The sequence below is a fragment of the Thalassoroseus pseudoceratinae genome, assembly GCF_011634775.1.
Taxonomy (GTDB): domain Bacteria; phylum Planctomycetota; class Planctomycetia; order Planctomycetales; family Planctomycetaceae; genus Thalassoroseus; species Thalassoroseus pseudoceratinae.
In genome coordinates, this window is record NZ_JAALXT010000004.1 from 1 (window position 1) to 13,509 (window position 13,509).

General features: G+C 55.5%; 11 protein-coding genes and 1 pseudogene. 7 read left to right on the forward strand and 5 right to left on the reverse strand.

Annotated elements, in window-relative coordinates; genetic code table 11:
- The 3 genes and pseudogenes from G6R38_RS27855 to G6R38_RS14305 all read left to right on the forward strand — a co-directional run.
- Positions 1-238: pseudogene (locus G6R38_RS27855) on the forward strand (hypothetical protein); the annotation flags it as partial.
- A gap of 66 nt (positions 239-304) precedes the next feature.
- Positions 305-823, forward strand: coding sequence for a hypothetical protein (locus G6R38_RS14300; protein ID WP_166826735.1), 519 nt, complete (start codon positions 305-307; stop codon positions 821-823).
- A 48-nt stretch (positions 824-871) separates the two neighbouring features.
- Entirely contained in the window at positions 872-1,195 is a 324-nt protein-coding gene (locus G6R38_RS14305; protein WP_166826738.1) for a hypothetical protein, read from the forward strand.
- 13 nt (positions 1,196-1,208) lie between these two features.
- On the opposite strand, the gene G6R38_RS14310 is transcribed toward G6R38_RS14305, so the two are convergent.
- Positions 1,209-1,967, reverse strand: a complete 759-nt coding sequence (locus tag G6R38_RS14310) for a BPL-N domain-containing protein (protein WP_166826740.1) — start codon at positions 1,965-1,967, stop codon at positions 1,209-1,211.
- Between the two features lie 218 nt (positions 1,968-2,185).
- On the opposite strand from G6R38_RS14310, the gene G6R38_RS14315 reads away from it, so the two are divergent.
- Positions 2,186-2,974 (forward strand): VOC family protein, encoded by a 789-nt coding sequence (locus G6R38_RS14315; protein ID WP_166826743.1) that lies wholly within the window; start codon positions 2,186-2,188, stop codon positions 2,972-2,974.
- A gap of 81 nt (positions 2,975-3,055) precedes the next feature.
- Here G6R38_RS14315 and G6R38_RS14320 read toward each other — a convergent pair whose 3' ends face one another.
- Both G6R38_RS14320 and G6R38_RS14325 read right to left on the reverse strand, forming a co-directional pair.
- Positions 3,056-6,325: an AAA family ATPase gene (locus tag G6R38_RS14320; RefSeq protein ID WP_166826745.1), complete on the reverse strand. Its 3,270-nt coding sequence runs from the start codon at positions 6,323-6,325 to the stop codon at positions 3,056-3,058.
- 71 nt (positions 6,326-6,396) lie between these two features.
- Positions 6,397-7,809 (reverse strand): metallophosphoesterase family protein, encoded by a 1,413-nt coding sequence (locus G6R38_RS14325; protein ID WP_166826748.1) that lies wholly within the window; start codon positions 7,807-7,809, stop codon positions 6,397-6,399.
- 206 nt (positions 7,810-8,015) lie between these two features.
- Between G6R38_RS14325 and crcB the strand changes: the two genes are divergently transcribed.
- Complete coding sequence (crcB, locus tag G6R38_RS14330; RefSeq protein ID WP_166826750.1) at positions 8,016-8,426, forward strand: fluoride efflux transporter CrcB; 411 nt, start codon at positions 8,016-8,018, stop codon at positions 8,424-8,426.
- A gap of 7 nt (positions 8,427-8,433) precedes the next feature.
- Here crcB and G6R38_RS14335 read toward each other — a convergent pair whose 3' ends face one another.
- Both G6R38_RS14335 and G6R38_RS14340 read right to left on the reverse strand, forming a co-directional pair.
- Positions 8,434-9,237 carry a hypothetical protein gene (locus tag G6R38_RS14335; protein WP_166826752.1) on the reverse strand — a complete coding sequence of 268 codons (804 nt, stop codon included), beginning with the start codon at positions 9,235-9,237 and terminating at the stop codon, positions 8,434-8,436.
- A gap of 87 nt (positions 9,238-9,324) precedes the next feature.
- Complete coding sequence (locus tag G6R38_RS14340; RefSeq protein ID WP_166826755.1) at positions 9,325-10,857, reverse strand: glycosyl hydrolase family 28-related protein; 1,533 nt, start codon at positions 10,855-10,857, stop codon at positions 9,325-9,327.
- A gap of 294 nt (positions 10,858-11,151) precedes the next feature.
- On the opposite strand from G6R38_RS14340, the gene G6R38_RS14345 reads away from it, so the two are divergent.
- Positions 11,152-12,474, forward strand: coding sequence for an O-antigen ligase family protein (locus G6R38_RS14345; protein WP_166826758.1), 1,323 nt, complete (start codon positions 11,152-11,154; stop codon positions 12,472-12,474).
- Between the two features lie 45 nt (positions 12,475-12,519).
- A complete protein-coding gene (locus G6R38_RS14350; protein WP_166826761.1) occupies positions 12,520-13,347 on the forward strand; it encodes an aldo/keto reductase in 828 nt (275 codons plus the stop codon).
- Positions 13,348-13,509 lie beyond the last annotated feature (162 nt).

A 13,509-nucleotide genomic window follows, 5' to 3' on the forward strand; every position in this document is an offset into this window, starting at 1 on the left:
TACAGTGTCAGTTGAGCTTGCCCATGATTCTGGCACGGTTTTAGTCGCATTTACAGATCATCCGCATCCGGACTGCTATACAACAGCAACACCACATCCTATCACGCCGAAACACATTGCTGATTGTGTTCGCCAAGCTCTTTCTAAAGGTTGGCGGCCGTCAGCCAAAGGTCCACAATTCACAATCCACTTCTCATCAATGGATACTCCACCTCTGGTAGAGCCAACAGGCGATTGAGCTTGAACGTCAGGCATAGCCTGACCTACAACTGATAATGGTATGCCGCCCACTAGGACAACTAGCATGGCACTTGTCTTTTCTGTTGCTGTACCGAACACTATGTTCACTGAGCCGTTCGCGTCGCAGGTTGCCGACACGCTTCGAGGGATGTTCGGAGATGACATTGACTTCAACAGCCAAACCGAACGTCATAGCGATGAGCTAGGCTGGTCCGGTTGGAGCGAACTGCAGGAGCGGGGTGTCGAAGCCCTTGGGGCAGACAAGCTGCCTCACTTCTTGTCGATGGAAGCATGGCACGGATGTTACTTACCCGTGAAAACCGATATCGGTTCGCTTGAATTCTCCGACGATTCCCCGAATCTGGATGTCGGCGCACTCGACAACTTGATACCCGAACTCGAGTCGCTTGGCAATGCGTTATCACTGCCCACCGAAGACTCGGCATTGGATGAGCTATTTCAAAAATACATTGAGGACGATGATCTAATCGACGAAGATATGGACGTCCAAACATTTACGCAGTTGCTGCCGCTCGCTCGTTTCGCGCGTGCTCAACGATTGCCACTTTGGGTCGTCAAATAGCGACTCAGTCTAGCTGTGCCGGACTTATGACTCGAACAGCATGAAACAATGCTCTACTTATGGTGGTCCCTTTCGATTCTGTTGATTGGGTTCTCGGTGTTGTTGGCGGTTGGTCAATGGTGGGCGATTTACTGGGTTCCTCGGACGCTCAATGCGCAGGGGCAACCGAGGAATTATTCGATGATTCCGCTGCTGGGTGGTTTGATCGGCACGGGCGGTTGTTTGTTGGCCCCCTCATCGACAGTGCAATCACTTTGGTGGATTCCACTCGTTCTTGACCCCGGTTGCGGACTGCTGTTTGGCCACCTTGCCGTATTCCTACTAACAGATGCCGTCAAGCGGTACTTCGGGAGGAAACCAAACGATGATTGACGCTTCGCCAGACCTACGGTTGATCATTCGTTAGCCATTCGACGGCAATCGGAATCAAGTGGTGTTGGCCTTCCGTGGATTCGGGGTGGGGGCTGTAGCAGAAGACTCGGCCGTCACCATATTGGCAGCGGACGGCAGCGGAGGTGCCGATCATCACGCCACGGGGAGCGCCTTTCTTGGCGATTTCCGAGGCGAAGATCGCGAGACTTTCGTAGTTGGGGACTTTGGGATCGTCCCACTCCCGGCGGGCGAGCAATGGGCCTTGACCGTAGTACAACGAAATTTCGTCGCGATCCGACTCAAAGAATTTGGTGCCCTGCGGTGAGAGGCGAAGCTTTACCGCTCCCGTGCCTCGGGCCCAATGCAATCGGTCAAGAACTTTGGCATCAATCAGATTCAGCGACCATGAATAATCATTCGTCGCCAGATACGCTCCCGCGCAAACGCCAAGATAACCACCACCGCCACGAACGAACTGCCGCACATTTTCGCGGCCAAGTTCTCCCAACGCTTTTCCCTGCTTGCTCCCACTGCCACCGGGGTGGACGAGCACATCAACATCGTCAAGCCGACCATTCTGGATTTCCTCCGCTGTGATCTTTTGCACCTCCACAGGGAAACTCTCCCGTGATTGCAAAGCATCGATCAGCTTGGTCGAACTGGCCCCTGTGCCACTGTCCTGGAAGACAGCCACACGAACGACCGGTTCCGCGGCACCCATCATCCGGGAGCCGAACACAAGCACATTCAGCAGTACCAAAAACTTCATCATGGTTGGAACCTTGCGAACGATATCTGTCCTAGTGATTCGGATACTCTGCCTCTCATATCCGACAGTCTAACATCGAACTCACTTCGAACACCAACCGTCGCGAGGTTGCCGAGACGACACTCGAAAAGAATCCAAAAACTGTACACTTGACCCTAAACGCATCGGCAATTCCAATACGGTTCAGCCTTCAAATCCGTCTGGTTTTCGGGAGTGATTCAATGGGTCGTCGAGAGTCTTACGCACCGCATCAGTTTTGTTGGGTCGATTTGATGTCCCATGGTTTGATGGGTGCCCACGATTTTTACTGTGAGTTGTTCGGTTGGACGGCCGAAGAGCAAGACACGCACAACGGACCTCCATATTACATCTTCAAGAAAGATGGCCACGCCGTCGCCGGCTTGGGTGAAATGCCTGGTAAAGTGAGGGAAAGTGGGGCACCACCGCACTGGAATAGCTATGTGCACACGCCGGATTTGGAAGGCGTTTTGGCGAAGGTGGCCGATGCGGGCGGAACCATCACGATGCCTGCGATGCAAGTCGTGCATGCGGGAGAGATGGCGGTGATTGCCGACCCCGAAGGCGCGATGGTCGCTCTCTGGAAGCCGATCGATCACCCCGGTGCCGGTTGGGTGAACGATGCGAACACCTGGGGTTGGAACGAACTCATCAGCCGGGATGTCGAAGCGTCGCAAGCGTTCTACAGCAAGTTATTCGGCTGGACGTTCGACGAAGACGAGTCGATGACCGACTACGTTGTGATCAAAAACGGCGAACAATTAAACGGCGGCATTCTGCCCTGGCGACAAGAAATGGGCGAGATTCCATCATTTTGGACAGCCTATTTCACGGTCGAGGACATCGAAAAAGCCACCAGCAAAGTCCAAGAACTGGGCGGCCAACTGATCCAACCGGTGATGGATCTCCCTGTGGGCAAGTTGGGCGTTGTTTCGGACTGCCAAGGTGCGATGTTCAACATCATCCAATTGAACGGACCGGCGGACGAATAACGATCGTTGTCGATGGGTCTGGTCGCGAGGCGTTGTGTCTTGATGACGAATCGCCTCCCGCCTGACTCATTTTGGAATCGATCATGCCACGCGATTGGTTTCCATGAGCGGATGGTGGCCGGGCAGCCAAATCGGTTCGATACCCAACGATTCGCAATACTGTGCCTGATGCATGTGACAGGTCAGCAGCAACACTTGGTGTCCACGCTCAGCGAATCGGTGAAGCGTTTCCACCACGGCGGCCGTGCGTTGGTGATCGAAATTGACGAGCACATCATCGAGAATCAAAGGCAACTCGATTCCATCTTCAGCGAATTGTTCCACCAAAGCCAATCGGATGGAAAGGAACAATTGCTCGCGGGTTCCGTTGCTGAGAGCATCGACAGCAAAACTCTGACCAGCTTCATCTTCGATGAGCAAATGCTGTTGATCGACCGGTGACCAAATTCGCCGGTAACGGCCGTCGGTGAATTCGTAGAGGAATTCTGACGCCAGTTCCAGTGTTCCTGTTTGGCCATCGCGTTCCAAATTCGAACGCAACCCACTCACCGCATCGGCGGTCGTTTCGGTTGCGATCCATTGCGTCACAGTTTGCTGGAGTTGCAACCGAGCATTGGCCAACTCCCGCCGCAACCTTGTGCCTGTGCGGTCATCGGTGAGTGTTGCCAACTCCTGTTTGACGCGTCCCAGATCCTCGCTCCGTTTCTGAAGTTCCGCTTCGACTTGTTCCAGTTGCCGAGTCAATTCTTCGCGGCTTTCCTGATTCCCGTGAGTGTCGTGGGAATGCAAATCGTCTTCGACGATCGCCAACTCGGGGGCTTCCTCCCGTGCAGCTTCGAGTTCCAACTTCGCCATCGCGATCAACTCTTCGAGTTCTTGCCGTCGACCGCCGTGTTGTTGTCGAGACTCCAATTCCTCACGGGAAGAGACACCAACTTCCGCCAACAATTCTCGCCGGCGTTTTTTCAACGCGACCATTCGACGTTTCAATCGCACGGCCTCGCGTCGGTACTTGCGAGCCGTCTTCAGAAACTTCTGCCGTTCGCTGTCGTCGATTTCCGGTGGAGTCGTCGCGACGGGAGCGGGAATCGTTTGCGGTTTGGCCTGCAACTGCGTGAGTTCGCGTTCCCACCGTGAAAGCACATCCAACGGGTGGGCGTAGTCTTCTTTATGCCGTTTGAATTGCCGACCGGTTGTCTCGATGCGTCCGCGGTACTGTTCCATCCGGCGGCTGGCATCGCGGGCGGCATTCTCGCTGAGATCCCATGCGTATTTGTATTCGCGTACCTCAGCGACTTGCTGCCAAGTTCGCAGGGCATCATCAACGTTGACTGTCTCCGGCAGACGGACTTGTCGAACACCGTCACACCACGCTTGGCGGGCGGCATCGTGTTCTCGACCGACGGTTTGAATACTTTTTCGCATTCGTCCGAGTCGTTTGCGATCCCGCTTCAAACGTCGTTGCACGGTGACAAGTCGTTTCAGTTCGGACAACCGTTGCGACGCCCGAGCAATGAGCTGAGCTTGCGGTCCTTCTGGGTGTGCGGTGTCAGTCCGACCGTCGGGCAGGCGGTGACGAATTACCTCGTGAATGTCTTTCAGCTCGGCTTCGTGTGTGCGAATCCGCATGCGAAGTTCCGCCAAATCTTCGTGCAGATGCCCTTCAGAGTGATGTTGGAATCCGCGTGCAATGAAGAACCCCGCCAAACCGATCAACGCCAAAATAAGCCCGGCAACACCGTTAGTGGTGAGCCCAGTGATGAAACCGAGTGTGGACAGAATCGCTCCGCCAATCCCCAGAAACAGCAAGAATCCTGGTGCCCACGGTGGCAAATCGGGGCGGCTTTCCAAACGGGCCAATTCGCGTTGCAGGTTGGAAATCCGTTGATCGACTTCGCTCTCGCGGAACTGCAATTGGGCCAATCCCTCACCGTCAGCGAGTTGCCGTTTTGCTTCGACGATGGCTTCTTTCAGGGTCGATTCTGGAATCTGACCGATCGCGGCATCGAACTCGCTTTGCAGCTTGTGACAGGCGTCGGCGGTCTTTTTGTACTTCTTCTGCATGCGGTTTTTGCGAGCCGCCAGCGATTGAAACTTCCGACCGGCATCCGCCAACCGATGATACGCCGTATGCGTGGAGTCGATGGAATCCAACCGCTCTGCCGACCAGTCCGGACCGAGCGTGCGAAGTCGAGCATCGAATTCGGCCTTTTTCTTGGTCGCTTCGGCTTGGGATTGCTCGGCGTGTCGGGCAGCTTCGGCGATAATCGGCCGTTGTGCCACCAACCCTTGGAGTACGAACATTTCCTCCGTCCACGGAGACGAAGATACCGCCACCGTTTCCGTCTGATTCGGAATGACCTTCGGTTTGGCGGAGTCAGCTTTCTTTCGCGCGGAGTTTTCCCGCCGTCGTGCGTCTCGATATTGTGGTTTCAATTCGGCAAAATCGAGATCAATCTCTTCGATCACACTCCAATCGAATTTCGGAGCCGAATTGGTTTTCGGGAGCGACGCCAACTCGCGTTCCAATTCGCGAAGTTGTCGCCACGGTGTCGCCACGCGATTGACGATTTCGTGCCCTTGCAATTGCTGCCGTAGTCCCGCTCGCTTTGCTTTCAGCGATTCGATTTGCGTTTGCCATTCGGTTTGCTTGGCGAGTAACTTGGCGTACTGACGCCGTTGATCACCAATCCGGTTGACCGCCGCATCCAGTTCCTTCACTCGCGAAAGTTGCCGCAACAGTTCGCCACGGTGTCGGTTCGACACAAAGAACCGTCGCCGGAATTGGTCTGCATCGCTGATCATTTTGACCAGTTCGCCACCATCCGGACCAAGCGACAAACCGTAGATGCGTCGAGCGACTTCGGCGTTTTGGAGCGTGGAAAGTTCCTGCAGCTCACTCAAACCGATCGCGAAGACATGCCGAAAAGTCTGCTCGCCAGTCTCGCCGAGAATGTGAGTCAGCTTGTCTTGCGGGGCCAGGTTCTGAAACTCGCTGGGCAAATCCGACCCATCGGCCAGATTTGAAAGCGAATCCGCCACACGTTCGACGGACAGCGTTCCGCGTCCATCGCCGTCGGCATGTCGGGTCACTTCAAACTCATGACCGTCATGCGTCAACCGAAGCGAACCCCCGAAAACCGTCGGTTCGTCCTCAAACTCAGACCGTTCCCATCTCGGTCGAGCCGCTCCCGAATCGAACCCGAACAGATTCCCGCGAATGAACTGGAGCAACGTTGATTTCCCGGCCTCATTCGGACCGTAAACCACGTTGATTCCCCCTGGACGCAACGGCATTGCGAGTCGCCGCCACACACCGAAACGATCGATCTGAATATCGGTCAATTGCATGGTCTGGGTCCTTCCATGACTCCAGGCCCGCCGTTTTTGTGGCGGGAGTTTCCCGGTTGCAGCGTCTTGAGTTAGGCGTTGGTTTCCAATTCGTTCTGGAGCCAATCGTTGCCGATGGTCCAGGCGAGTTGCCGAATGGCGTCCTTGTCGTGGCTCGAAATGTGCTCGTCCAAAAGTTCCCGTCCACCAACAACTCGCTCGGCTTCCGGAACAGCTTGCCAATGGTCCTCGAGTCGTTGCGACAACTCGTGAGTCGTCAACGATTCCAGTGAGTCCAATCGTTGTGCGAAACGCGTGGGCAGACTTTCATTCGAGAAGTCCACTGGCATGGCTCGGTGCAAACGAACGGCATGACACAGGATCGGAGACTGCGGTGGTTCCGCGGTGAGAATTACGTCTTCGAGTAGACTTTCCCATGTCGTCCGGTCGCGAAGTGAAGCCCAGAGCGTTCCCGTGCCTCGAAGTTCCCATTGAATCAGTAAGAAGTCTTCGTCTCGATCGGTCGCAGCGTCCAACAGGGCTTCGGCCATTGTTGTGAGAAGATCGTCGCGGGTGATTTCGTTGGGAACGTCGATGTTGATGCAATCAAATCGCACAACCGCTGTCGGTAGCACCGTTTCGTGTTGACGACCATCAGGCCGAACCTCGACGAGTTTCACACCAGCCTGTGCACGTTCACTGTCCCGAAGTGGTTGCGTCGTCAACGGTCGGGAAATCGATTCGCCATTTGTCTGACGCAGCAATTCTGACTGAAACCGTCCGGTCTGCGATGCCCATGTCAAATAGTTGAAGCGTGCAGATTCTTTGACCGGCGTCTCTTGGCTCGGTTGCGGTTCGATTTCGGATTCCGGTTCAGTCGTCGGTCGTGCCCACGAGGGTCGTTGCCAATCGGTCTCTTTGGGGAGTTCGTTCGATTCTTTGATCGATTCGCGATCGGGGCGGTTCGACAAGGGAGTCACGATCGGGGCGGTCATCACGCCGAGACGGAACGGTGTGACGTGCCGATGATGTCCGTTGGTCGCTCCATTCGTGTGGCCATTCACGTAGGGAACGGCGTCTTCCGTTTCCGCCCCCGCCCAGACCGTGGCAATCGTTTCGTGATCGCGGTGAACGGGCAGGGTGACGCCGGGTTCGCAAATCGTGACGTTCTCCGGCAGATCCGAAATCGCCCTCCATGCGGGAAGCGGGGCTTCATCGCTGGGTACGACAAACACGGCAATGTCGTCGCCTGCAAGATTCTTCAGACCATCCACCAATGCAATCCGAGCCCGCAAGCTGAGATCGGAATCGATGAAAGTCGCGCCGGTGAGCAATACAAAATCGACCTGCCGCTCTTTCGCAGTCTCGACGGCCAATTCGAACGCCGTCAGCGTGGCATCGTCAATGTTGTCCAACAAATCTTCCGGCACATCACCTATGTACTCCAGCGGGCAATCCAACCGGGCATCGGCAATGTGGAGAAATGTCAGCGAGGCAAACGTCATGGCAGATTCCTTCCCGCCAACTCGAAACTGGTCTCTATGGACGAACGCTCATCAACTGTTCCCAACTTGAGCGTGTTCGGTGAAGTTTAGCGGAATTGTAAAAACGTTAAAAGACCGGATCGTCTGCCTGCCGTAGTGTCCGTGAACCAGTACAATTTGCCCAAAATCACTGCGGATTTTCGTCATCAACTGGAATTCGGATCACCATGACATCACCAATTCTGCAAATGCTGACCGTCGGACTGGGCGGTTTCTTCGGAGCGATCGCCCGATTTACACTGACCGGTCTGGCAAGGCGGTGGGTTCCAAGTTTCCCACCGATCGGCACGCTCGCCGTGAATGTGCTGGGTTGTTTCTTGATCGGTGCGTTGATGGCCTGGGTGATCGACATCCCCCGCACCACCGATCGCCAACCTCTTCCCGAACTCGCCCGCATGCTGCTGGTGACCGGCATGTTGGGTTCCCTCACCACGTTCTCGGCATTCGGATACGAAGCGGTCGAACTCATGCGAGAATCCCGCTGGCAGTTGGCGTTCGCATATGTCGCGGGGAACCTGTTCATCGGGTTAGGAGCGGTCGTCGGTGGACGGCTTCTCGCCTGTCGCATTTGGGGTTAATGGTTTCTCACGGCAACCATTTGAGGGCCGCAGTCGCTTCGCGGATGACATCTTCACGTCCAATCTCGACGCGACCTTCTTGGGTGAAGACGGACGACGATTTTACGCTGTCCAGTCGAGTCGCCTCGGTGATTGCTTGCCTCGACAACGGATCGTCAAAGATTCGCAGTTCCCGAATCGCACGGATTTTCTCAGCGGCCGGCCCGTCTTTTAACATCTTGATGAAGTAGTCTCGCCGCTCGGTCGTGAACGGAACAATCAAGACAAACGTCTCGCCCCCCGATTCAAGTGGAAAGTCCGAGTGCGCGACGACTCCAGATTTGCGAGCGTGGGCCACTCGTGGATTGGGATCAATGGTCGGCCCCGTTTTGGCACGCAAACGGCCCGAGAGCGTTTCCAAGAGCACTCGCTCGGAGAGCACAACGTTTCCATATTGAGTGACGCCGTAGTAGACATCCAGCAGCGTGGGGAAGTCGATCGGGCTTCGGCGGCCGATCTCAATTTCCTCAAGAAGTTCGCTTGTCCCACGGATAAATCGCAACCGGATTGGCCCTTCAACCATTCTCGAAAAGTAGAGATAGCCGTCGAATTTCGGAGGGGCTAGCGGATATTCGATGTTCGCGGCATCCCCTTTGAATGTGTGCAGCACCGCCGGTGGCTTGGTCTCATCGACTTGGAAAACGCCAATTGTGTCGGAGTTATCCACCAGCCATTCAATTGTCCGCAGACGATACTGGTTCAGATCGGCGAACGCGCCAGTTGTGTTGACGAACAACATCCAGATGCCGCAGAGCCATGTCGTCGGTTTCATGTCAGCAACTCCAAGGTTTGATGAGTTCCACCTGCTCAACGGTTTGGACGTGGGTCGAAAAAACCACACGGTCGTTGTGAGTCTTGTTCAGTCTCGCGGAGACACGGATTTCAAGCGACGTTCGACTTGGGCTTGATGGAGATTCGCCGGTGCGAAGCGTCCCGGAGTTTGTGGCTCGTAATACCAACCGTTTGGCAGCGTGACTGGTTTCTTCACACCGCCGTCGTACGCATTGAGTCCAACGAAGAGCAAACCCGCTGGTCCGAAATCCGGTTTCGGCGGCGTGATCTTCGTTCGAGAATCGATGTTCCAAAAAACGTTGCCCGTCCCGGCGTGTCTTCCTTTGCCCCGCGTCCCACCGGAATTCCACGGTCGCGATGCTTTCCCAAGACTGATCTGCGTAAACAGATTTTCGTAGGGTGCCTCACGGTGGAAATCAAAACAGAGGTCGACACCATTGCCTTCGGAAAACACATTCCCCACGGAACCGCGTGTGACGGTGACATCGTGAATGAACCGTGTCCGAATGCGAAATTTCGTCACCAAACAATCCTGACCAGCGGCGGTGAATCCATGGTGGCCAGTACGACCTTCCCGATCGGGCTGCCGATCGGACCGAATCGTGACGTCGGTCACGGTGTGAAATTGGCCATGAATGAAGATTCCCGAATCGCAATTGAGAATCTCAACGTCGCGGACCCAATTGTTCGTTCCGATCAAATCGATGCCGTTGAACCCGACCTCTTTGAAATGCCCGCCGTATGGTGTTACGGGGAATTCGATCGACACGCCTTCCAACCCGCTGTTCTGTGTTCGCGGCTGAAATTTCGTCAGCGTTGGTTGCCAACGGGGATTGATGTCCGCGCGCAACGGACGATCAAGCGTGACGCGATCACCCGAAACCGCCGTCACACGGGCAACTTGGACGATCGAAAGTTTGCCACGCACCGTCTTGTCATCCCCCGAGTCTCCCCGGTAGAGGTAATCCGTCAAACTGCCCGCGTCGTCGTCGGTCATTTTGAGTTGGACATCGTCACCAACCTGAACATCTTGCAGATTGGCGACTTGAACTTCGGTGTCTCCACGCTCGGCCGTTCCGCTGATCGGTTGTTTCTTTGCCGACGCGACACCCCATCCGCCAACCGTGATCAAACCGCCCGACCAGGAATACTTGGTTGTGGCCTGACCGCCGCCAGTTTGCGTTTGTGTCGGCTCGATTTCTTGCAGACTCCGCGTGAAGAACAACGTTGTCTGTCGTGAGCCTTCTCCCTGAAGCACCGTGCCCGCGGTTTGGATCCGGAGTCGATCCGACAGCACAAAACGCCCCGCTGGAACGCCGATGCACTGACCGGGATTCTTTTCAATGGCTTCCTGAAACGCCTTTGTGGCATCGATACCCGGTTGGGCTCCGTAGTCCGTGACTGAGACCGTGGGCGTTCGTTCCGGAATTGGTTGTTCACTCCGCTGATACCCGGCGAACGAGAAATCGGGCAACGGGCCTTTCGGATCCCACTTCTCCCCAGTTCGCCCCCAGAGACTTGTCTGGGCAACGAGTTCACCGCTCGCGGCATGGAACACCAGCAGTGCGAGAAGAATTCCCCCGAGACTCCACCGTGTCATTTCATATTCCTTTGCGGGCCGGTTTTCGCCCGTCAGCGAATTCAGACTTTGTGTTACGGCATCGAAATCGTATTTAGTATCAAGATTTGTCGATGCCATCGCAACGGGGCAGGGTTTGATTTCGAAGCGTGACAGTTCGATGACCGGAGGAATCGGTTCATCCGTCAAAGTCACCGGACGAGTTGCCAAAAATCAACGGAATGCGGATGGGATCGGCGAGCACTGCGGCGACACAACCCACACTTGGGATGAGACCGTCTCTTCCGCGATTCACGTTTGGGCTGCCCCTCGCTCATGATCGGCATTCTTGTCACCTATTCGCTGACGCTGTTCGGCACACTGGCTGGGCTGGTGGTGCCGTTCTACGGTCTGTTGGCGTATGTGGCCTTGGCGATTCTCAAGCCGGAAGCACTTTGGGCGTGGTCCGTCCCAGCGAGCAACTACAGCCGACTCGTGGCACTTTCGATGCTTCTTGGCTGGGCTCTTCGCGGTTGCGGTGATTGGCGACTCGGGAAAGCGAAGGGAATCACGCTGGCGTTGGTGGGGTTTTGGTTCTCCAGTATCTTCGGAGCCGCCACAAGCGAAGTCCCCGAAGCCGGTTGGTATTTCGCCTCACAGATCGGCAAGATCGTCGCGCCGTTTATTGTCGGCATTACAACCGTCCGCACGACGAAGCAAGTCCGCATCTTGGCATGGGTGATTCTCATCTGCCAAGGTTATATCGCCATGCAAATGAACCTCTATTACTTCGGCGGCTACAACAAGCTGAAGGAAGAGGGCTTCGGCGGACTGGACAACAACGGTTATGCCATTTCGCTCAATGCGGCCATTGGGCTGGCGTTCTTTCTCGGGTTGTATGAAGAGAAACTGTGGAAGAAGGGCATCGCGTTTTTCTTCTGGTTGATGATGGTCAACGCGGTGTTGTTTAGCTACTCCCGAGGTGGAATGCTGGCGTTGTGCATCACCGGCGGAATCGCGTTTCTGCTGATTCCCAAACGCTCGACGCACTATCTGATGCTCGGATTGGCGATCGCGCTCGGCGTGCGGTTGGCGGGGGAAGAAGTTACCGAACGGTTCATGACGATCTTCGCCGACGCCAAAGAACGCGACCGCTCCGCCGAAAGCCGACTCGAACTCTGGGGGGCATGCTGGCAAGCAATGCTCGACAACCCGCTGTTCGGCATCGGTCCCGATCACTTCCAAATCAAAGCTCACACCTTTGGATTCAAAAAAGGAAAAGCCGCCCACTCGTTGTGGTTCGAGGTCGGTGCGGAACTCGGTTTTCCGGGAATCATCTGTCTGATTGCGTTTTACTTCCTGTGCATTAAGGGGCTGTGGCGTTTGAGTCGAAAGTTATCGAACTCACCCGATGCCGACCCGTGGCTCAAACCGATTGCATCGATGGTGATCAGTTCCTTGATCGGGTTCATCGTCTCCGCACAGTTCGTGACCGTCGAAGCCGTGGAAATTCCGTACTACGTGACACTCCTGGGGGCCATCGTGCTGAAACTCCAATCCGGTCGCCCTCAACAAACGTACGAAGATGACGAGGAGGAGTGGATCGACGAGGAACCAGAGTTCGACTACGCCGAAGCGGACGTCGTCGGTGCGGTATGATAGAATCTCGGAATCGTGTTTCGTGCCCGATCCGAGAATCAAACCATGTCCACACCGCTGCCAAAGACCGTTGAGTTTCCATCTCTGGGAACCGTTTGCCGACTCGGTTTGGCGTCTCGAGGGAATACCGAGTTGCCCGCCGATGCGGTTCACGAGGCGATCGAGCAGGGCGTGAACTATCTCAATTGGTGCGGCACCGAGAACGGTATGCAACGGGCAATCCGTGAACTCGGTTCGCGTCGTGATGACGTGCGAATCGCCGTTCAGTTGGAATCTCGCAGTGCGGAAGTTGCTCGACGGGAATTCGAGCAAATCTGTGAGGAACTCCAAAGCGAGGTGATCGACGTTGTCACCTATTACTACGTCGAAGACCAAGAAGATTGGGACCGCATTCACGAACCCGATGGTGCCGCCGGCTATTTGGAGATGCTCAAGTCGGAGGGGCGTGTGAAGTCGATTGGTTTGACCAGCCATCAACGACCGCTCGCCGCGAGTTTCATCCAAAACTCTGACTACCTCGACATGCTGATGCTCCGCTACAACGCCGCCCATCGCGGTGCGGAAAACGATGTGTTCCCAATCACACAAGGTCGGTTGCCGGTCGTCTCGTTCACGGCTCTGCGTTGGGGTGCGTTGTTGCGTCCCACCCCGACCGATCCGCCGGATTTCGTCATTCCACCAGCGACTGATTGGTACCGCTTCGCTTTGGCACATCCGGCCGTGAGCGTCACGCTAATGGCTCCCAACGACGCCGACGAACTTCGGCAAAATCTTTCGCTGCTCGAATCTTGGGACGCACTCTCCCCCGAACGCCATGCCGAACTCGCCGCCCACGGCGACCGTGTGCGTGAACATGCGGGCCGGTTCCCGTGATCGTCGAATGAGGAGAATAAGGATTGCGAGTGGCGAATGACGCTTTTTCAAACTGTCAAACTTCACCGCTCCACATTTGCTCAATCTCGACATCAACTATGGGCGACGTTACCATGAAGACGAATGCTTGAACGTTAATATGTTTCCATTGGAGTCTCCGTC